Raw genomic sequence first — 19,656 nt, 5'->3', positions numbered from 1 at the left:
AGAGCCGACAACCCTACAGTCGACTTTTCGGCTTCCAGGCAGTAAGCTGTCCGCGATTTCGTGAACGGTCTGAAGATGTCTGGTAACGGTAGTGATTCAAGCAAGCCGCGGCTCCCGCCGCTGCCCACCCTGCCCGCCTCGCTGGAGGAGGAAGCCGCCCGCCGCCAGGCGCAGGAAGAGCGCGATGCCGCCGTGCGCGGCGTCGCCTCGATTCCCGCGATGCGCGAGGCCGTCAAGCGCGCCGCGCGCACACTCCCCGCGATTTCCGAAGTACCGCGCACCGGTCCCCTGAGCGCCGCGGCCTTCCATGCGCGCGCCCTGCAGGGACTGCCTTTCCTGATGACCGGCCTGGTCGGACGCTGGCCCCTGTGCAGCCTGTCGCCCCAGGTGCTGAGCGACCGCTACAGCGAGCTGCGGGTGCGGGCCCGGACCGGCGACTACATCAACAATGCCTTCCGCGCCGATCGCCCGATGCAGGATATGTCGATGGGCGAATACCTGGAGCTGGTCGCATGCGGCAGCGGCAGTTTGCCGCCGCCCTATGTCGGCAACCTGGAGCTGCGCGAGCTGAACACCCTGTGCCATTGGCCGACGTACTTTCGCAAGATGGGGCCGCCGCGTTTCTGGCTCGGCCCCACCGGCACCGTAACGCCCCTGCATTGCGACTTCGACGACAACATCTTCGCCCAGATCTGGGGCACCAAGCGCATCTTCCTGGCGCCGCCCCACCATGACGAGTTCCTGTACGTGCGCGAGGCGAATCCGGTGCTGTTCGGTTCTCCGGTCGATCCGGAGGCGCCGGATGTCGAGCGCTTCCCGCTGGCGCGCCGGGCAAGTCTCATCGAGTGCATCGTCAAGCCGGGCGAGCTGTTGTACGTGCCGGCGGGGTGGTACCACCAGGTGCGCGCGCTGAGCTTTTCGCTGTCCTCGAACCGCTGGGCGCGTGGCGTGCCGCTGGCGCTGCACGACGATCCTTCGGTGCGACGAGCTGCAAGCGCCGAGGCTTAGTGCACCGTGCGCGCATACTGCGTGAAGTGCTCCGCGCTGAGCGCGTGCTGGTATAGAAAACCCTGGTAGATGTAGCAGCCGGCGTCGGATAAAAACTGGCGCTGGCCCGGCGTCTCGACGCCTTCCGCAATCACCTGCAGGCCCAGGCTCTCGCCCAGCGCGATGATCGAGCGGACGATCGACGCGTCGTTCTGGTCGGTCAGCACGTCGCGCATGAAGGACTGGTCGATCTTGAGCTGGTCGAGCGGCAGCTTGCGCAGGTAGGCCAGCGACGAGTAGCCGGTGCCGAAGTCGTCCAGCGAGAAGCTGATGCCGCGCTGCTTGAGGGTGGCCATGGTGTGCGCGGTGTGGGTGAAGTCGCTCACCACCAGGCTTTCGGTCAGCTCGAGCTTGAGGCTGGACGGCTGCACGCCGGTCTCCTCGAATACCTGCTGCAGCATCGGCACGAAGTCCGGCTCGATGAACTGGCCCGCACTGACGTTCACGGAGAGCGTCAGTCCGGCCGTGTCGGGGTAGCGCTGCCAGTGCGCCAGCTCGGCGCAGGCGCTGCGGAGCACCCAGCGCCCGATGTCGATGATCAGTCCGCTCTCTTCGGCGGCCTGGATGAACTCGGCCGGGTACAGCAGCCGGCCGTCGGGCAGGCGCCAGCGCAGCAGTGCCTCGGCGCCGATCACGCGGCTGCTGCGGTCCAGCTGGGGCTGGTAATGCAGCACGAACTCGTTGTCGCGCAGCGCGCGCCGCATCGCGCCTTCCAGCTCGGCCCTGGCCGACCATGCGGCCTGCACCGCCGGGTCGTGGAAACGGTAGGTGTTGCGGCCGCAGGCCTTGGCCTGGTACATCGCGGCATCGGCTTGGCGCAAGGTCGTCTCCACCGTGTCCACAGTGCCGCACAGCGTGGTCACGCCGACGCTGACCGATACCGAGTACATCAGGTCGGCCAGCTGGAAGGGCGCCGCCATCGCGGCCACCACCTTGCCGGCCACCGTCTCGGCCTGGGCCGCCGCGCTCTCGCGCGTATCTTCGACCGGCTGGATCAGGATCACGAATTCGTCGCCGCCCAGGCGCGCCACCATGTCGGCTTCGCGCACGCAGTGCTCGAGGCGGCGCGCCACCGCCTGCAGCAGCATGTCGCCGGCGGCGTGGCCGTGCGAGTCGTTCAGGTACTTGAAGTTGTCGAGGTCGCAGAACATCAGGGCGCCGCACTTGCGCGTGCGCGCGCTGCCCAGCAGGGCGCGGCGCAAGTGGTCGAGCAGGCTGGCGCGGTTCGGCAGGTCAGTCAGCGCGTCGAAGAAGGCGAGCCGGTAGATCTTCGCTTCGTTGTGCTTGCGCTCGCTGATGTCGGTGCTGATCACCAGAATCTTTTGTGGCGCGCCCGTTTCGCGGTCGGCGGCCAGCAGGGTCCAGCGGGTGTCGGTCTCGATGCAGACCCCGTCGCGCCGCAGGTGCGACAGCTCACCCGTCCATTCGCCGTTGGCAAGCGTGTTTTCATAGGCCGCATGGTAGGCCGGCAGGTTTTCGCACAGTAGCTCGGAAAACTTCTTGCCGCGTGCCTCGGCAGCGCTCCAGCCGTACAACCGTTCGGCGCCGTTGTTCCAATAGGTGATGCGCGAGTTCAGGTCCATCGCGATGATGGCATCGCGCGCTTGCTGCAGGTAGGAAGCCTGTTCGCTCACCAGCATATTGGCATTGCGCATCTGCGTGTAGTCGAACAGGAAGCCTTCCAGCACCTGGCCACCGTCCTGTGGCAATGCCGCTCCTTGTTCATGGACCCATTTCAGCTCGCCGTTGGCGCAGCGGATGCGATAGGTCAGCTGGAAAGCGCGCCCCTGTTGCACCGCCAGGGCTACCCCGCGTTCGACCGCGAGCTGGTCGTCGGGATGGATCAGGCTGGCAAAGCTCACGCCGGGCCGGGCCATGAAGGCGGCCGCCGGATAGCCGGTCAGCTGCTCGACGCCGCCACTGACGAATTCGATCGTCCAATGGCTGTCGTTCCGGCAGCGGTAGGCTGCACCAGGCAAGTTCTGGAGCAGGAGCTCGAGCGACAAGGTATGGGCATTGCCAAGCTGGGCGTCGTCCGTGTGCTTGTCTGCGACAGCAGGCAATTGCAGTCCATCAGGAGCACTCATCGGGTCTCTCGATGTGGTCTGGAAGCCAAAAACGTTTATGTGAAGCTAATTCTTATCGTAACGCAAAAACACGACGTATTGACGTCGCGCGATTGAAATTGAAAAGGGAATGTTGTAACAGGGCGGGCGCTGCCGCTAGGAAGGCGCGCCGCGGGACGGCGCGCCTGGAGAATCAGAACGCGGCGATGCCGGTTTGTGCGCGGCCGAGGATCAGCGCGTGGATGTCGTGGGTGCCTTCGTAGGTGTTGACCACCTCGAGGTTGACCATGTGGCGGATGATGCCGAACTCGTCCGAGATGCCGTTGCCGCCAAGCATATCGCGTGCTGCACGGGCAATGTCCAGTGCCTTGCCGCAGGAATTGCGCTTCATCATCGACGTGATCTCGACGGCGGCGGTGCCCTCGTCCTTCATGCGGCCCAGGCGCAGGCAGCCTTGCAGGCCGAGGGTGATCTCGGTCTGCATGTCGGCCAGCTTCTTCTGCACCAGCTGGTTGGCAGCCAGCGGCTTGCCGAACTGCTTGCGGTCGAGCACGTACTGGCGCGCGGTGTGCCAGCAGTCTTCGGCCGCGCCCAGTGCGCCCCAGGCGATGCCGTAGCGCGCCGAGTTCAGGCAGGTGAACGGGCCCTTCAGGCCGCGCACGTCCGGGAAGGCGTTCTCTTCCGGGCAAAAGACTTCGTCCATGACGATCTCGCCGGTCACCGAGGCGCGCAGGCCGAACTTGCCATGGATGGCCGGGGCGCTCAGGCCCTTCCAGCCCTTTTCCAGCACGAAACCGCGGATCGCGCCTTCGTCGTCCTTGGCCCAGACCACGAACACGTCGGCGACCGGCGAGTTGGTGATCCACATCTTGGAGCCGCTCAAGCTATAGCCGCCCTCGACCTTGCGGGCGCGGGTGACCATCGAGGCCGGGTCGGAACCGTGGTTCGGCTCGGTCAGGCCGAAGCAGCCGATCCATTCGCCGGTGGCCAGTTTCGGCAGGTATTTCTGCTTGGTCGCTTCGTTGCCGAACTCGTAGATCGGCACCATGACGAGCGAGGACTGCACGCTCATCATCGAGCGGTAGCCGGAATCGACGCGTTCGACCTCGCGCGCGATCAGGCCGTAGGAAACGTAATCCAGGCCGGGACCGCCGTACTGTTCCGGGATGGTCGGGCCCAGCAAGCCGAGTTCGCCCATTTCACGGAAGATCGCCGTGTCCATGCGCTCGTGGCGGAAGGCCTCGAGGATGCGCGGCTTCAGCTTGTCCTGGCAGTAGCTCGCCGCGGCTTCGCGCACCATGCGCTCCTCGTCGGTGAGCTGGCTGTTCAGCAGCAGGGGGTCGTCCCAGTGAAAGGCGGCTTTGCGGGGCGAATCGGAATGGCTCATGGATATTCCTGTCTCGATAGGGGTTTTTTCTTACGAAAACGAAGACGCGCGCCCGTCCCTGGGCCACGCCATAGCCAGACCATTATAGGAATGCTGCGCCGCCGTATCTTTTGAATCTGCGACAGCCATTTTCATTTTTGCTCGGTTGGCAATGACAGCCCAGCAAGCCAGTTTTATTGCGTAAATGACACGGCCTGCGCCAGCTTGGCATTGCGTAGGCGCTGCATGTCCCTTGTCGGAGCCGAACCGAAATGACGTGCGTATTCGCGGCTGAACTGCGAGGGGCTGGCGTAGCCGACGCGCTGGCAGGCCAGGCCGGCATCCATGCCGCTCGATAACATCAGGCGGCGCGCTTCCTGCAAGCGCAGGGTTTTCTGGAACTGCAGAGGGCTCATCGAGGTCAGCGACTTGAAGTGCTCGTGCAGGGAGGAAGGACTCATGTGTGCCAGCTCGGCCATGTCATCGATGCGGATCGGCTGGTCGTAATGTTGGCGAATCCAGGCTACCACCTTGCCAATGCGGTGCGATTCGACGCGGCCGAGCTGGGCCAGGCGGGCGCCGAAGGGGCCGCGCAGCAGGCGCAGCACGATCTCGTCGATGGCCAACGGGGCGAGCAGGGCGGCCTCCTCGGGCTGGCCTGCCAGCGCCATCAGGCGCGCCGCGGCATCGACGATGGCTTCGCCCGCCTGCGCCACGTAGACCGCGCGCCGCTCAGTTTCCCCTCCTCGCACTGCCGGCACACCCTCCGGGTAGGCCTTCAGGATCAGTTCAGCCAGCCGCTGCTGGTCGAAGTCGAGCCGGAAGGACAGGTAGGGTGCGGCCACGCTGGCCTGGCGGATCATGGCGGCGATCGGCAGGTCCAGCGAGAAGACCATCATGCGCGAGGGATCGTACTCGTAGGATTCGTCACCCAGCATGACGGTCTTGGCGCCCTGCGCGACGATGCACAGCGCAGGGCGGTGCAGGCCGTGGACCAGCTCCGCGCTGGTGGTCGAGGCGCGGATGGCATGTACCCCGGGGATGCAGGTCTCGAAGGAACCGTCCTGCGGCGCGTGCGCAAGCAGCAGGCGCGCCAGCCGCGCGAGCGCCGGCATGGCGGACTGCTGGGCCGGCTGGGTTGCATGGGCGCCGGCAAGGATGGGGAGCTGGTCGGGCGAGTTCATGGCCTTGTCGATTGCAGGATACACCAGGCGGCCAAACCTCTGCTCAGGCAGCGTGGTCGGTCGAGCGCGACAGTTCGGCCATGCCGTGCAGCTCGTTCAAGCGCGCGTCGATGGCGGCGCTTGCCATGGCGAGGGCATCGCTGCCGGCAAGGAACTGCTTGGGTGGATGCTCCATGCCGGCAAGGCGGACCACGGCGGCGCCGAGCTTGACCGGGTCGCCCAACTGCTTGCCGTGGTAAGCGCCGTAGGCGTCTTCGACCGAGCCGTGGGCGGCATAATCATCGATGACTTTCTGGCCGTAGCGAACCGAGCTCTGGTCGAGGAAGTCGGTACGGAAGAAGCCCGGCTCGACGGTAGTGATCTTGATGCCGAACCTGGCCAGTTCCAGCGACAGCGAGGACGACAGGCCTTCGATCGCGTACTTGGTGGCACAGTAGACGGAGGCACCGTCGAAGCCGGTGACCCCGGCGATCGAGGCGATGTTGATGATGTGGCCCGCGCGCTGCTTGCGCAACACCGGCAGGGCTGCACGCAGCACGTGCATGACGCCGAATACGTTGACGCTGAACTGTTGCTGGATTTCTTGCGGCGACAGTTCCTCGAAGTTGCCCAGCAGCCCATAGGCGGCATTGTTGACGAGCACGTCGATGCGGCCGAAGCGCGCCACAGTGGCCTCGATGGCAACTGGGGCCTGTGCTTCCTGCGCAACGTCGAGCTCGACCAACGCGACGCGTGCCGGATCAGCCGAGGCGAAGGTGGCTTTCAGCTGTGCAAGGTTGCGGGCCGCGGCGACGACGCAGTCGCCGGCGGCGATGGCTGCGTGAGCGATTTCTGCCCCGATGCCGCGACCGGCGCCCGTGATGAACCAGACTTTGGACATGATCTCTTCTCCCATGATGTGCCGCCCGATGCGGCGTTAAGGTGAAGAGAATGGTAGGGCCCTGGACCCACCGGGATTTGCCTGAAAATCCGGAGAGCTGGCGCAATCCTCGCCAGCTGTAATCTGGCGCTGATTAACCGGTACTGCCGAATCGTCCGCCGTGGAACAGCAGTGCCGACTGCGGATGCACGGCGCATTCCTCGACTTCGCCCACGAAAATGACGTGGTCGCCTTCCGGATAGCGGCTGCGGTTGTGGCATTCGAACCAGGCCGAGACGCCTTTCAGGATCGGCAGGCCCGTGCGCGACAGTTCGTATTCGACACCTGTGAAGGGATCGTCGGTGCTGCGGCGCGAGAAGCGCAGCGCCAGTTCCTGCTGGCCGGCGGCGAGTACATTGATGACGTAGTGAGAATTGCCGCTGAAGATGGGCAGGCTGTTGGCGCCCGCGCCCAGGCTCCACAGGACGAGCGGAGGCTCGAGCGAGACCGAGTTGAAGGAACTGGCGGTCAGCCCGCGGAAAGAGCCGTCGGCAAGGCGCGTGGTGATGACGGTGACACCGGTGGCGAATTGCGACAGGGCGTGGCGAAAATGCGCCGAATCGAAACCACGCGTCGTGGCGCGGGGAGAACGTGTATTCATTGGATCGCCATTATGCCACTGTCGGGCGTTCGGCCGGGTCTCATCCCGGGCGCACTGCACGAAAACTCGCTTTGCGTTACATTAAGAACTATTGAAACTGATGAATTCAAGGTGTTGTGATGAGCGAGCAAACAGGGAAAGAGGTCGCCATCCTGGGCGGCGGATGCTTCTGGTGCCTGGAGGCGGTCTACCTGGAGGCGCGCGGCGTGACGCGCGTGGAATCGGGCTACATGGGCGGCCACGTCGACAAGCCAACTTACGAACAAGTGTGCTCCGGAACGACCGGCCATGCCGAGGTGGTGCGGCTGGAATTCGATCCATCAGTGATCAGCTACCGCGACCTCCTCGAGGTCTTCTTCACCATCCACGATCCGACCACGCCTGACCGCCAGGGCAACGATGTCGGTCCGCAGTACCGCTCGGTGATCTTCACTACCTCGCCGGAACAGGAGGCGACGGCGCGCAAGGTGATGGCCGAGATGGCGGCGGTGTGGGATGCGCCGATCGTCACCCAGCTGCTGCCGCAGGAGACCTGGTACAAGGCCGAGGACTATCACCAGAATTATTTCGCGCAGCATCCGCTGCAGGGCTACTGTGCGTTCGTGGTGGCGCCGAAGGTGGCGAAGTTCCGCAAGACCTTTTCTGAACGCCTGAAGTAGGGTGGGCGGTTTGTCCAGCAGCGAGGTCATCGCGTACGGCATTTCGGCCGCTAACGATCACCGCGTGGGCGGGGAACCCGCCCACCCTACGGTGTAAGAGTGCTCAACAGCTGGGGTACATATACTTCCGTGATCATGGCAATCGCTCGACCTCTCCATCTGCCTTGCCGCACACGATCTGGTACAGGCTGATCCTCCCGTGCGCGAAGGCATACGCGCAGCCGGCCAGGTAGACGTGCCAGATCCGGAAGCGTTTCTCGTCCGTCAGTAGCCGGATGTGCTCGGCATTGCTTTCGAAATTGTCGGTCCAGATCGCGCAGGTCTTCGCGTAATGGCGCCGCAGGTTTTCCGCGTCGTGCACTTCCAGCCCGCCTTCCTGCATCGCCCGCACCACGGTGGACAGGTGGGCCAGCTCGCCGTCGGGGAACACGTACTGGCCGACGAATTCGCCGGCGCCGTAGGCTGCTGCGCCATTGTCGACATTGGTGGTCGTGATCCCGTGGTTCATCACGAGGCCCCCTGGCGCCAGCAGCCGGTTCACGCGTGAAAAGTATTCCGGCAGGTGCTGCACGCCGACGTGCTCGAACATACCCACGCTGGTGATGCGCTCGAAGCTGCCTGCGACGTCGCGGTAGTCCTGCAGGCGGATCTCGACCTGGCCCTGCAATCCGGCCCGTTCGACCCGTTCGCGTGCAAGCGCGGCCTGGTTCTCGGACAGCGTGACGCCGACGCAGCGGGCACCGAAGGCTTGCGCCGCGCGCAGCACCAGCGCGCCCCAGCCGCAGCCGATGTCGAGCAAGGTCTGCCCGGGCCGCAGGTCGATCTTGCGCAGGATGTGGTCGATCTTCTGCTGCTGCGCCGTGGCCAGGTCCTCAATGCCGTTCTCGAAGTAGGCGCAGGAATACACCATGGCCGGGTCGAGCCAGGCCGCGTAGAAGTCGTTGGAAACGTCGTAGTGGTAGCGGATCGCTTCGGCGTCGGTCTCGCGCGTGTGCGGCGCAGCACGGCGCAAGATCTCGCCCAGGCGGCTGCGCCCCTTGTCCAGGCTGGCCGCCAGGGCGTTGCCGACGTTGATGATGTCGGCGGCCCGCCCCTTGATGTCGATCGCACCCTCGACATAGGCCCGTCCGAGGTTGTACAGCGAGGGCGAGCGCAGGTAACGCAGGGCGGAGCGGTCGGGGACGCGGATGGTCACGCGCGGCGGCCCGGAGGAAAACGCGAGTTGGCGGCCGTCCCACAGTTCCACCCGCAAGGGCAGGGACAGCTTGTCACGCAGGCCTTCGTTCCAGGCCGACAACACCATCTGCTCGAACACGGTTCACCTCCGGCGTCGGTGGCCGGTGTGCCGCGCAAATACAGGCTCGCGCTGCGGCCGGCCTAGGGCTGCAAACGCAGGCGCGTCCAGCTGCCGTCCTCCTGCCGCTCGTACACGATACGGTCGTGGAAGCGGGAGCGGCGCCCCTGCCAGAATTCCAGGCGCTCGGGCACGAGGCGGTAACCGCCCCAGTTGCCCGGTCGCGCCGGGTCCTCACCGGCTTGCCGTGCCACGGCTTCGTAATTCTGTTCGAGCTCGGCACGGCTGCCGATCGGAGCACTTTGTTGCGAGGCAATGGCCGACAAACGGCTTTTGAGCGGCCGGCTGCGGAAATACCGGTCGCTTTCCTCGTTTGAAGTGCGCTCTACTCGTCCTTCGATGCGAACCTGACGTTCGAGTTCGCTCCAAAAGAACAACAAAGCTGCATATTGATGATCCTCTAGCTCCTGGCCTTTGCGGCTGTCGTAGTTGGTGTACCAGGTGAAGCCGCGCTCGTCGAACTGCTTGACCAGCACGATGCGCGAACTCGGGCGGCCGTTGGCGGCCACGGTGGCCACCGACATGGCGTTCGGCTCGTTCACCTCGGCCTTCAGGGCCTGCTCGAACCATTGCGTGAACTGGAGCATCGGGTCGTCCATCACGTCGTCCTCGTTCAGGCTGGCCTGGCCGTAGTCCTTGCGCAGGTCGGCGACGGCCTGGCCGATCGACGGGCTCGGCGCCGTATCCCCGATACCGCGGCGCGCCTGCATCGCCTTGCCCAGCTGGGCCATCTGCTCCGGGCTGAACAGGCGCAGGGCCATCGGCGCCATCGTGCTTTCCTCGCGCTCCATGTGCGCAAGATAGCGCTGGCTGAAGCGCTGCACGGCGCTGGCCGACAGCGTCGCCGCATGGCCCTCGGCGATGGCAGTCAATTGCTCATGCAAATCCTGCCACAGCGCGTCCATGTCCTTGTGGTCCTGCAGGATCACCGGCGCCAGCGCCTGCAGGGTGGCCGCATCCTCGCCCTGCGCCACGGCGCGCAGCATCGGGATCAGGTCCAGCTCCTCGTCGTCATGGTGCAGGTGGGCCGCTTTCTCGAAGTATTTCAGCACCGCTCCTGCCGCCTGGCGCGCCTGTTCGTCGGCGCCGAATTCCGGCAGGTGGGCGAGCAGCTTGTCGAGGGTCGCCAGTTGCTTGCGAATGCGGTCATGGCAATGCTTGAGGACGGCGATCGGCTGGTCGAAGTCGGGGGCGGTGTCGTGAAGGAGTTGGGTCATGGGGCGTTTTATTGACACACAAGAAGAATTTGATTGACTGGAAGCTATTTTAGTGCAGATGCGCAAGCGAGGTCCGCTAAAATGGCGGGATGAACCTGATCGATACTCCCACTCTTGCAGCCACCCTGGATGACGAAGTCGACTTTGCGCGCCGCTTCGGCGGGATCGCGCGCCTCTACGGCGAGCGTGCACTCGAACGCTTCCGTGCGGCGCACGTTTGCGTGATCGGTGTCGGCGGCGTCGGTTCCTGGATTGTCGAGGCGCTCGCTCGCAGCGCCGTCGGCCACCTGACCCTGATCGACCTCGACAACGTGGCCGAGTCGAACATCAACCGCCAGCTCCAGGCCCTGACGTCGACCATCGGCATGCCGAAGATCGAAGCGCTGAAGGAACGCATCGCGCAGATCAATCCGTTCTGCAAAGTGACCCTGGTCGAGGACTTCATCGACCCGGACAACATCGAGACGATGATCGCCGGTAAAACGCCTGGCGCGCCGCGGTTCGACTACGTGGTCGATGCCATCGACGGCGTCAAGTCGAAGGCGGCGCTGATTGCCTACTGCAGCGCCAACAAGCTGCCCCTGATCGTCATCGGCGGCGCCGGCGGCCAGACCGACCCGACGAAGATCGAAGTGCGCGACCTGGCCCGCACCGAGCAGGAGCCGCTGCTGAAGAAGGTGCGCAAGATCCTGCGTGCCCACTACGGTTTCGCCAAGGGCGAGAAGAACAAGTACCACATCGATGCCGTGTTCTCGATGGAGCCGCTGCGCTATCCGGAAGCCGGCGAAGTATGTTCTGTGGATCCGAACGGCATCACCGGCCTGAACTGCGCCGGCTTCGGCTCGAGCATGGTGGTGACGGCTACCTTCGGCATGGTGGCGGCCGGCCACCTGCTGCGCAAGCTGGCCGACGCCGCGAACGCAGAGCCGGTGGATGTCGTAGAACCTGTTGCTAACGCACAAACTGTGCAAGCGGAAGAGGCCTTGCTATCATAGGATCAGTTATTGATCACTTTGATGGAAGAACCCACATGATCCGTCGTACCGCATTTGCAGCACTGCTGCTGGCCGCCGCAGGCGCCGCCGCCCAGGACACCGCCACCCAGCAGCAGGACGCGTCCAAGCCCACCACCCAGCCTGCGCCCGAGCAGCAGAACGTCCCGCAGGCGACCCAGCCGCAGACCGTGCAGCCGGAGGCGGAGCCGGTCGTTCCGGTTGCGCCCACCCCGCAGGTCGAGATCATCGACCGCGTGGTCGGCAAGGGCAAGGAAGCCAGCGTCGGCAGCAAGGTCCTGGTCCACTACACCGGCTGGCTGCACAAGCCGCTCGCGCCCAAGCAGCGCGGCAAGAAGTTCGACTCCTCGCTAGACCGCGGCGATCCGCTCGAGTTCCAGCTGGGCGCCGGCATGGTCATCAAGGGTTGGGAGCAGGGCGTGCAAGGCATGAAGGTGGGCGGCAAGCGCACCCTGGTCATCCCGAGCGCGCTGGCTTACGGCAAGCGCGGCGCCGGCGGCATGATCCCGCCCGACGCCGACCTGATCTTCGACGTGGAACTGGTGAACGTCAAGTAAGTCCAATCAACACCATCGGGAGACCGGTATGCGCATCGCGAACGACGTTACTGAACTGATCGGCAACACCCCCCTCGTACGAATCCGCAGGCTGGCCCCGAACGGCGGCGCCGAGATCCTCGGCAAGCTCGAGTACCACAACCCGGCGCACAGCGTGAAGGACCGCATCGGCCTGGCCATGATCGAGGCCGCCGAGCGGGCCGGCATGATCAAGCCCGACACCGTCATCGTCGAACCCACCAGCGGCAATACCGGCATCGCGCTGGCGATGGTGTGCGCCGCGCGCGGCTACCGCTGCAAGCTGGTCATGCCCGAGACCATGAGCAACGAGCGGCGCATGCTGCTGCGCGCCTATGGCGCCGAGCTGGTGCTCACGCCGGGCAGCGAAGGCATGCTGGGCGCGATCCGCCGCGCCGAGGAGCTAGTCGCATCGAACCCGAACTACTTCATGCCGCAGCAGTTCAACAATCCCGCCAACCCGGACATCCACCGCAATACCACCGCCGAGGAAATCTGGCGCGACACCGACGGCCGGGTCGACATCCTGGTGGCCGGCGTCGGCACCGGCGGCACCATCACCGGCGTCAGCGAAGTGATCAAGGCGCGCAAACCGGGCTTCCAGGCGATCGCCGTGGAGCCGGAAGCCTCGCCCATGCTGTCGAAGGGGACCAAGGGACCGCACCCGATCCAGGGCATCGGCGCCGGCTTCGTGCCGGCCGTGCTCAACACCGGCGTCTACGACGAAGTGATCACCGTGAAGAACGAGGATGCCTTCGAGACGGCGCGCGCCGCGGCGCGCGAAGAGGGACTGCTGGTGGGGATTTCGTCGGGGGCGGCACTGTGGGCTGCGGTGCAGGTGGCGCAACGGCCGGAGAACGCGGGGAAGATGATCGTGACGATCATTCCGTCGTTTGGCGAGAGGTACTTGAGTACTGCACTGTACGCCAACTTGGCGGGTTGAACGCGGGCGTTGCCACTGTGCTTCGGAATTGGGTCCCCGCCTTCGCGGGGATGACGTGGTCAAGCGGCAGGCAGGGTCGCGGGGCTACTTTTATTCACCTAGCCGCCAAACCGTCGTTCCCGCGCAGGCGGGAACCCGATTGCCTCGCGTCCCGTTAGCGCCTGAACGCATTCAGTGCGCATGCGCATGATGATGGTCATGACCGTGCCCATGATCATACCCCTCCAGCGCACAGCCATGATGCGTCGTCCCTTCCTCCACCTGCAGCGTGCAGTGGTGGATCCCGAAGTCGCTCCTCAGCTTGGCCACCATCTCGTCCAGCACCCGGTCTCCCGGATACCCGCCCGGCATCACCACGTGCGCCGTCAGCGCGTTCTCGGTCGTGCTGATCGCCCAGATGTGCAGGTCGTGCACTTCCTTCACCCCCGGCTGCCCGGCCAGGTAGTCGTGTACCCCGCCGGCATCGATACCGGGCGGCACCGCCGCCATCGACAGCAGCACCGATTCGCGCAGCAGCGACCAGGTGCCGAGCACGATCACGACCACGATTGCCAGGCTCACCGCCGGGTCGATCCAGGTCCAGCCGGTGCCCATGATGGCGAGGCCCGCGATCACCACGCCCAGCGACAGCGCCGCATCGGCCGCCATGTGCAGGTAGGCCCCGCGCAGGTTCAGGTCGCCCTTGCTGCCGGCGAGGAACAGCCAGGCCGAGAAGCCGTTGATCACGACGCCGATCGCCGCGACGATCGACACCGTCATGCCCTGCACGGGTGCCGGCTCGGTGAAGCGCTGCACCGCTTCCCAGGCAATGGCGCCGCAGGCCACCATCAGGAGCAGGCCGTTGGCCAGCGCCGCCAGGATCGAGGAGCCGCGCAGGCCGTAGGTGTAGCGGTGCGTCGGCGCGCTCCTGGCCAGCGTCGCGGCGCCCCAGGCCAGCACCAGGCCGAGCACGTCGGACAGGTTGTGGCCGGCGTCCGCCATCAGGGCGGTGGAGTGGGCGATGAAGCCGTAGATGAATTCGATGGCCACGAACAGCGCGTTCACGCCGATCGCCAGCGCGAAGGCGCGGCCGTGACCGGCCGGGTCGGGCATGTGGTGATGGTGGTGGCCAAAGCCATGATGGTGGCCGTGGTCGTGGCCATGGTGGTCGTGCGTGTGGGTGGTGCTCATGCGTCCATTCCGTTGGCTGGTTCGGCAATGTGCTCGAACATGTTGGCGAGCAGGCTGCTGATGTGGGCGTCGGCTGCCGAGTAGAAGACTTGCTTGCCCTGGCGCTCGGCCTTGACGATGCGGGCAGCACGCAGCAGGCGCAAGTGGTGGCTGACCAGCGAACTGGACAAGTCGAGCGAGGCGGCGATGTCGCCCACCGCGGTCGGCTGCGCCAGGCAGGCCAGCACGATGCGCAGGCGGGTGGCGTCGCCGAGCAGGTGGAACAGGTCGGCCAGTTCTTCCACGGCGCCGGCCGCGTGTTCGAATTCGGATGTGCTTGTCATATTCAACATGTGAAGATTTGTTCACATGTTAGGCGAAATAGCTGTGCGCCGCAAGCACCGCAGTGTTCTTACGTCCGAATAGCCAATGTATGGCCGTGTCCATGCCGGCGCCGTTGATCGATTAAGGAGGCCGTTGGAAAGAGGACCGGCCGGCTGTAGCTATTTCACGTCCGGGCGCGGGTCGTCGACGAAACCGTCCCGGTTTGGCATCACGACCTTCGGCAGCGTGCGTTTGTTGAGCTCGGCGTTTTCCTTGATGATCCCGTTCAAATACAGCAGGTAGGCGGTCACGCCGTAGACTTCGTCTGGCCGCAGCGAGCCGGCATCCTGATAGGGCATGGAGCGGTTGATGTAGTCCCAGACCGTTGTCGCGTAAGGCCAGTAGCTCCCGATCGTCCCGACCGGCAGCTTGCTTGTCAGGCTGCCGACGCCGCCAACCAGGCGCGGGAACGCGGCGGCTGCGTTACCTTCACCCTTGGCACCGTGGCAGGCCGCGCATTTGGCCTCGTACACAGCGCGCCCGGTTGTGGCGTTACCGCGACCATCCGGCAGCCCGGTTCCGTCAGGGGCGACGGAAATGGAAACATGGGCGATTTCGGCCGGCCTAGCGGGCCGCCCGAGGTGATAGCGTTCCGCGGCGTGAGAACCATCCGCAGCGAACGCCAAGACCAGAATCAAACTGCTTGCCTTATACATGGCTCACCTTTCCATCGGCCTTGACGTGCCAAACCTTGATTGCGTTGTAATGGTCGCTTCCAAACGCACCGCGCACCGCGAGCAGCTGCTCACGCGTCGGTTGGACGTAGCCGGTGTCGTCGGTGCAGCGCGAGCGCAGGCTGGTCGGTTTGCCGTCCCAGCGCCATGGGCAACGGAAGCGGGTGAGAGCCTTCGGCAGCACTGGACCGGTCAGCTCCGCATCGCGCCAGGTCTTGCCGTCGTCGGTCGACACCTCCACGCGCGTAATCGCGCCGCGGCCCGACCATGCGAAACCGGTGATGTCGTAGTAGCCCGGGCCATCCAGTTGCTGTTCGCCGGCCGGACGGGTAATGACCGACTTCGCTTCCATCACGAAGCTGAACCGCCGGGCTTTACCGTCCGGCATCAGGTCGGTGTAATACGCCGCCTCGTCTCGCGTCATATATGGCTGGTTGACCACCTCCAGGCGGCTCAGCCATTTGATGCTGACGTTGCCTTCCCAGCCCGGCACCAGCAGCCGTAACGGGTATCCCTGCTCCGGCCGCAGTGCCTCGCCGTTCTGGCCGTAGGCAACCAGCACGTCGTCCATCGCCTTTTCGAGCGGGATGCTGCGGTTCAGCCGCGACGCATCGGCACCTTCGGCCAGCACCCAGCTCGCGCCGGGTTTGACGCCGACTTCCTCCAGCAAAACCTTGAGCGGCACGCCCGTCCACTCCGAACAGCTCAGCAAGCCGTGGCTGCGCTGCGGATTCACACCGGGCTGTCCCATGTGGTCCATAGCGGTGTTTCCTGCGCATTCGATGAAGTGGATGCGCGAGGTCGACGGCAGGCGCCGGATCTGGTCCATGGAGAGCAGCAGGGGGCGCTCGACCAGGCCGTGAAGCATCAGGGTGTGCCTCGCGGGGGCGATCTGCGGCACGCCAGAGTGGTGGCGCTCGAAATGCAGCGATGATGGTGTGATGATGCCGATCTGGTCCTGCAGGGGCGTGCGGCTAGCGCCGGTCCCCGGCGTTGCGCCTGGTACGAACAAGCGTTCCGAGGTTTCGGTGGCGGCCCGCTGTCCGTAGGCGCTGCGAGGGGTTCCGAGTTCGCGCGCCTTCGCGGGCAGGGCCGCAAGCCCGGTAGCAACCGCCGAGCTGAACCCAAGGAAGCTGCGCCGCTGAAAGCGGCGCGCGGCGTCGGAGACGATGCTGTGAGATTTTTTTGTTTTCATGAACGATCACACATTGACGAAAAAAGACGATTCTTCCGCGGTCCAACTACCCGGATCCCGCACGCCTGCCGTACGTGCTCCTGGAGCCGGCGGCAGGATGTCGATCGCGGAAATAGCCGCCCCGTTGACGACGCAATACTTGAGCAGCTTGATGCATGACGGACGGGCCAGCGTTTTCCACATACCGGTAACCTCATCACGTCGAGTTCGGCCGATTGCTTGGGCGGCCAGGGGCGGCAGCAGAAGCTGAACACACCGGTTGCCACAGCAGCTCGTCAGTCAGGAACCAAGCATGAGGTTAAGGTTTTCGAATACGAATCAGTCCTTGCTCGATGCGTTTACAAATCTGCCGGAGGGCAGCACTCAAGGTGTCCAGACAGTTCTATTCGTTATTCGACGAATGAAGAATACAAGAATGCCGTCACACGGTCAATGAGGTTCGATATATTTCGAAGAGTCGTGTGAATAAGCCTGTCCGACTGGGGCCGCGATGGCCGGCCCGAACTTGCGCGTGGGTTGCTGCTGACGCTGCCGATCCTCTTTGTCGCCCTGTGCGCGCTTGCCGTTCGCCTGAGTTGAAAAGGAGTCATCACGCCCGTCCGTCGTCACGCCACTCGGCATGCTGTGCCGGCCATCGGAAGTCGTGCGTTACCACTGTCCGCTATAACGGGGCAAAACACGCATGACGGACAGCGGATGCTACAAATGCTAGGGCGCTACAAATGCATACATGCGTGGTACAAATTTACGAAAAAAGGCCACATCGCCACTGCTATAGTCGCCGGCTATTTCACTGCAGGCGCTTTGCCTGCTCTCGTTACTCGCATAATCAACGTTCCCCGTCGCTGGATGCACGGGCAATTCTGTTCGCGCTGAACTCACTTATCGGAAACGCGTGCCGCTGTAATCGTCCGGGCCCAGCATCAGGAAAGAAGATGTACAACAAGTCCCAACCAGCCACTCCTCACAACATCTGTTGTACCCATTCTCGTCCAAAACATACCATGGCAATGTCCAAACGTGCTCTCAACCGGCTGAAGGGGAACCATCTCAGCGAAACAAAGGGCATGAGCGCGCCAGTGGATAGTCCCGTAAGCTTTGTTTTCAACGACAAGGACTGCACGATCCGCAGCATGGCAAGTGGTCGCTACGTGCTGAACGACGCTAAGAACGCCTAACAAAACCGCTCGACGTACCGCCAGCAGATGAGCGAGCAGGCAAGCGAAAGGAACGCCTGGTGCACGTCTGCTCGCCGCTCAAGTCGGATGCGCAATCTGCGGAAGCGGTGTAGCCAACCCAAGGTGCGCTCGACGACCCAACACCACCGGCCAAGCCTTTCGCGTGACTCTACGCCGTAACGCGCGATCCGAGCTGCAATGCCCCGACTGCGCAGCCAGGCCCGATGGGCTCTTGAAGCGTACGCTCGATCGGCATGCAGCTTACCTGGACGTTTGCGCGCACGGCCTGCCAGCCCCTTAACTGCCGGGATTAACTCTATTAGCGGGATGAGAAAACGCGAGTCGTGTACCTGCGCGCCCGAGATCTGGGCTACTAGCGGAAGCCCACGCTCATCCACCAGCAAATGATGTTTGCTTCCGAGTTTGCCGCGATCGGTTGGGTTTCGGCCGGTGTGCTCGCCTCCGGCAGGTGCCGGTACGCTTGCAGCGTCAACGCAAGCTCGATCCCACATGATCTGGTCATGCTCTCGGAGTCTTCGCAAAATCGCCTCGTGGATACTACGCTGCCAAACGCCGGCAAGCATCCATTCGTGCAGGCGACGCCAGCATGTCATGCCGCTGCCGCAGCCGAGTTCGCGCGGCAGGTACTCCCACGGTATTCCAGTCTTGAGGACAAACAGGATCCCAGTTAGGGCCGCGCGATCATCAATACGTGGGCGTCCGCCTTTCGGCGATCGGTGATGGGCCGGAAGATGAGCTGCTATAAGCGACCACAGGTCTTCAGGAAGTAGTGCTCGGACCATGGCATCAGTCCGTCTACGAACACGGACCCTATGTTAGTGCCCGGACTGAGCCTGCTTAGGTCCGCTATCGACCCAAAGCCGCCGCTGCCATTCCCGTACCGCAGCGTGGCAGCTGGCCAACGGTAGTAAAGGCACAGCACCTAATTCTTAAACGCTAGCCAGGACCAATTAACCCCGGCCTGCTTGTTGAGCAGTTGTACCGACGCGGTTTCTGCGCTTGCGATTAGCATCAGTTGATGGTTGCTGGCGAGGTTGACCGTCTCATCGATAGGTACTTCGAATACACGTCGATTAGAAGGCGACGGGCCGTGCCGCAATGAAATGATAAGCACGCCACCTGGGGCGAGTAATGTGCCTAATGCGGCGATTGCCACTCCCCGTTCATCACGTGCAAGATGGTTCCATACAGAGCTAACGAGCACAACATCAAAAAGCTTTTTCCGATGCACAACACCCGATAGTCTCGGAAGACTGTCTTCTAGCCATTCAATCTGAGGGGACGGGTGGAGCCTGATACCTGCTTCACGGAAGGCTGAAACTGGCTCGACAGCTAGAACTTGATGCCCCGCTTGTGCAAACCACGCAGCGTCAACTCCAGTCCCTGCGCCGACGTCAAGAACCAAACTAGGGACCTTCGGAAATAGATGAGTAACAGCTCGATACTTTTCACTCGGGTTGACACTCTCATAACGGGGTATAAGCAACTCTGCGTCATCGACATATCCCTCGGTGCCTGGTACCTCAGCAGATGCATTGGGTCTAATTTCGATCGTCATAAATTGGGCTGATGCGACTGGCTCCCACGGCCGGAGTTGGACAGAATATCTTGGTCGGCCAAGCACTTTATGGCCGCTTTTGGCCGAAAGCGGACGGTCAACGCGGCTCAGTGTACTCGGCTGTTGCCTGCTGAGCAACTAGAGGGTTTTGTTAGGCGCTCTAAGGGGAAAGAGGTGACCTTGTCGATGCGCGTGATATTGAATTGCCTGGCTATCTCCGAATACAGGATGGATATTCCGGCGCTGCCGGAAGCGTTCTGGGAGCACATCGAGCAAGGCTTGCAAAACAAGTAAAAAATCCAGCCGGGCCCGGGCCGCGCTCGACGCGGCGATGCATCGAGCAGACCGGTCGCACTGCCCGGCCGGCGATGAAAATGAACGATATGGGATTCCTGGTTTTTTTGTTCCTGGTGGCGATTGCCGGCGGGTTGTGGGCGATTGTCCGCAAGCTTGCGAAAATTCATGCCGAGGTAAAACTGATCCGCTTGGCGCTCAATCAGAAGGAGCTGGCCGGCGACAGGACTGCCCCGTAAGCACCTGCGCGGGCGCGCGG

General features: G+C 63.7%; 20 protein-coding genes. 7 read left to right on the top strand and 13 right to left on the bottom strand.

Translation table 11 applies throughout. From position 1 onward, the window contains the following. The first annotated feature begins 75 nt into the window (after window positions 1-75). On the top strand, window positions 76-1,008 hold the full coding sequence (locus MA09_RS17525) for a cupin-like domain-containing protein (RefSeq protein ID WP_036251800.1): 933 nt from the start codon (window positions 76-78) through the stop codon (window positions 1,006-1,008). Here the strand turns inward: MA09_RS17525 and MA09_RS17520 are convergent. The 5 genes from MA09_RS17520 to MA09_RS17500 form a co-directional block, all read right to left on the bottom strand. Then, complete coding sequence (locus tag MA09_RS17520) at window positions 1,005-3,110, bottom strand: bifunctional diguanylate cyclase/phosphodiesterase (protein WP_229440772.1); 2,106 nt, start codon at window positions 3,108-3,110, stop codon at window positions 1,005-1,007. The genes MA09_RS17525 and MA09_RS17520 overlap by 4 nt on opposite strands. Window positions 3,111-3,306: 196 nt before the next feature. Beyond that, window positions 3,307-4,500 carry an acyl-CoA dehydrogenase gene (locus tag MA09_RS17515; protein WP_036251317.1) on the bottom strand — a complete coding sequence of 398 codons (1,194 nt, stop codon included), beginning with the start codon at window positions 4,498-4,500 and terminating at the stop codon, window positions 3,307-3,309. Window positions 4,501-4,673: 173 nt separating this feature from the next. Continuing rightward, on the bottom strand, window positions 4,674-5,663 hold the full coding sequence (locus tag MA09_RS17510) for an AraC family transcriptional regulator (RefSeq protein WP_051933580.1): 990 nt from the start codon (window positions 5,661-5,663) through the stop codon (window positions 4,674-4,676). 43 nt (window positions 5,664-5,706) lie between these two features. After that, a complete protein-coding gene (locus MA09_RS17505; protein WP_036251793.1) occupies window positions 5,707-6,543 on the bottom strand; it encodes an SDR family NAD(P)-dependent oxidoreductase in 837 nt (278 codons plus the stop codon). 133 nt (window positions 6,544-6,676) lie between these two features. After that, entirely contained in the window at window positions 6,677-7,183 is a 507-nt protein-coding gene (locus tag MA09_RS17500; protein WP_036251315.1) for a flavin reductase family protein, read from the bottom strand. Between the two features lie 119 nt (window positions 7,184-7,302). Between MA09_RS17500 and msrA the strand changes: the two genes are divergently transcribed. Further along, window positions 7,303-7,842, top strand: a complete 540-nt coding sequence (gene msrA, locus MA09_RS17495) for a peptide-methionine (S)-S-oxide reductase MsrA (protein ID WP_036251313.1) — start codon at window positions 7,303-7,305, stop codon at window positions 7,840-7,842. Between the two features lie 133 nt (window positions 7,843-7,975). Here the strand turns inward: msrA and MA09_RS17490 are convergent, their stop codons facing one another. Continuing rightward, complete coding sequence (locus MA09_RS17490) at window positions 7,976-9,157, bottom strand: cyclopropane-fatty-acyl-phospholipid synthase family protein (protein WP_036251310.1); 1,182 nt, start codon at window positions 9,155-9,157, stop codon at window positions 7,976-7,978. Window positions 9,158-9,219: 62 nt separating this feature from the next. After that, window positions 9,220-10,413 carry a pyridoxamine 5'-phosphate oxidase gene (gene pdxH / locus MA09_RS17485; RefSeq protein WP_036251308.1) on the bottom strand — a complete coding sequence of 398 codons (1,194 nt, stop codon included), beginning with the start codon at window positions 10,411-10,413 and terminating at the stop codon, window positions 9,220-9,222. 89 nt (window positions 10,414-10,502) lie between these two features. On the opposite strand from pdxH, the gene tcdA reads away from it, so the two are divergent. Genes tcdA through cysK form a run of 3 tightly spaced genes read left to right on the top strand, consistent with a single transcriptional unit; the run spans window position 10,503 to window position 12,944 of the window. Beyond that, a complete protein-coding gene (tcdA, locus tag MA09_RS17480) occupies window positions 10,503-11,408 on the top strand; it encodes a tRNA cyclic N6-threonylcarbamoyladenosine(37) synthase TcdA (protein WP_036251306.1) in 906 nt (301 codons plus the stop codon). A 35-nt stretch (window positions 11,409-11,443) separates the two neighbouring features. Continuing rightward, window positions 11,444-11,983 carry an FKBP-type peptidyl-prolyl cis-trans isomerase gene (locus tag MA09_RS17475; RefSeq protein ID WP_036251305.1) on the top strand — a complete coding sequence of 180 codons (540 nt, stop codon included), beginning with the start codon at window positions 11,444-11,446 and terminating at the stop codon, window positions 11,981-11,983. Between the two features lie 28 nt (window positions 11,984-12,011). Then, complete coding sequence (gene cysK, locus MA09_RS17470; protein ID WP_036251302.1) at window positions 12,012-12,944, top strand: cysteine synthase A; 933 nt, start codon at window positions 12,012-12,014, stop codon at window positions 12,942-12,944. 171 nt (window positions 12,945-13,115) lie between these two features. Here cysK and MA09_RS17465 read toward each other — a convergent pair whose 3' ends face one another. From MA09_RS17465 to soxC, 4 genes are all read right to left on the bottom strand, one after another. After that, window positions 13,116-14,114 carry a cation diffusion facilitator family transporter gene (locus MA09_RS17465; protein ID WP_036251290.1) on the bottom strand — a complete coding sequence of 333 codons (999 nt, stop codon included), beginning with the start codon at window positions 14,112-14,114 and terminating at the stop codon, window positions 13,116-13,118. After that, window positions 14,111-14,437 (bottom strand): helix-turn-helix transcriptional regulator, encoded by a 327-nt coding sequence (locus MA09_RS17460; protein WP_036251287.1) that lies wholly within the window; start codon window positions 14,435-14,437, stop codon window positions 14,111-14,113. The genes MA09_RS17465 and MA09_RS17460 overlap by 4 nt, the downstream gene beginning before the upstream one ends. Window positions 14,438-14,596: 159 nt before the next feature. Next, window positions 14,597-15,133: a c-type cytochrome gene (locus tag MA09_RS17455; RefSeq protein WP_036251284.1), complete on the bottom strand. Its 537-nt coding sequence runs from the start codon at window positions 15,131-15,133 to the stop codon at window positions 14,597-14,599. After that, window positions 15,126-16,346 (bottom strand): sulfite dehydrogenase, encoded by a 1,221-nt coding sequence (gene soxC, locus MA09_RS17450; RefSeq protein WP_051933553.1) that lies wholly within the window; start codon window positions 16,344-16,346, stop codon window positions 15,126-15,128. The genes MA09_RS17455 and soxC overlap by 8 nt, the downstream gene beginning before the upstream one ends. Before the next feature lie 935 nt (window positions 16,347-17,281). Between soxC and MA09_RS24675 the strand changes: the two genes are divergently transcribed. Next, window positions 17,282-17,524, top strand: a complete 243-nt coding sequence (locus tag MA09_RS24675; protein WP_152594696.1) for a hypothetical protein — start codon at window positions 17,282-17,284, stop codon at window positions 17,522-17,524. Here the strand turns inward: MA09_RS24675 and MA09_RS24230 are convergent. Continuing rightward, window positions 17,521-18,327, bottom strand: coding sequence for an IS5 family transposase (locus MA09_RS24230; RefSeq protein ID WP_081897660.1), 807 nt, complete (start codon window positions 18,325-18,327; stop codon window positions 17,521-17,523). The two genes, MA09_RS24675 and MA09_RS24230, sit on opposite strands and share 4 nt — an antisense overlap. A 140-nt stretch (window positions 18,328-18,467) precedes the next feature. Further along, the gene (locus MA09_RS24225; RefSeq protein WP_081897659.1) at window positions 18,468-19,103 is read right to left on the bottom strand and encodes a bifunctional 2-polyprenyl-6-hydroxyphenol methylase/3-demethylubiquinol 3-O-methyltransferase UbiG; all 636 of its coding nucleotides are present in this window, start codon (window positions 19,101-19,103) and stop codon (window positions 18,468-18,470) included. Window positions 19,104-19,477: 374 nt separating this feature from the next. Here MA09_RS24225 and MA09_RS24905 point away from each other — a divergent pair, with 374 nt between their 5' ends. After that, a complete protein-coding gene (locus MA09_RS24905) occupies window positions 19,478-19,636 on the top strand; it encodes a hypothetical protein (protein ID WP_161783235.1) in 159 nt (52 codons plus the stop codon). Window positions 19,637-19,656 lie beyond the last annotated feature (20 nt).

Source organism: Massilia sp. BSC265, assembly GCF_000740675.1.
Classification (GTDB): Bacteria; Pseudomonadota; Gammaproteobacteria; order Burkholderiales; family Burkholderiaceae_D; genus Telluria.
This window is presented reverse-complemented; position numbering and strand designations above follow the sequence as displayed.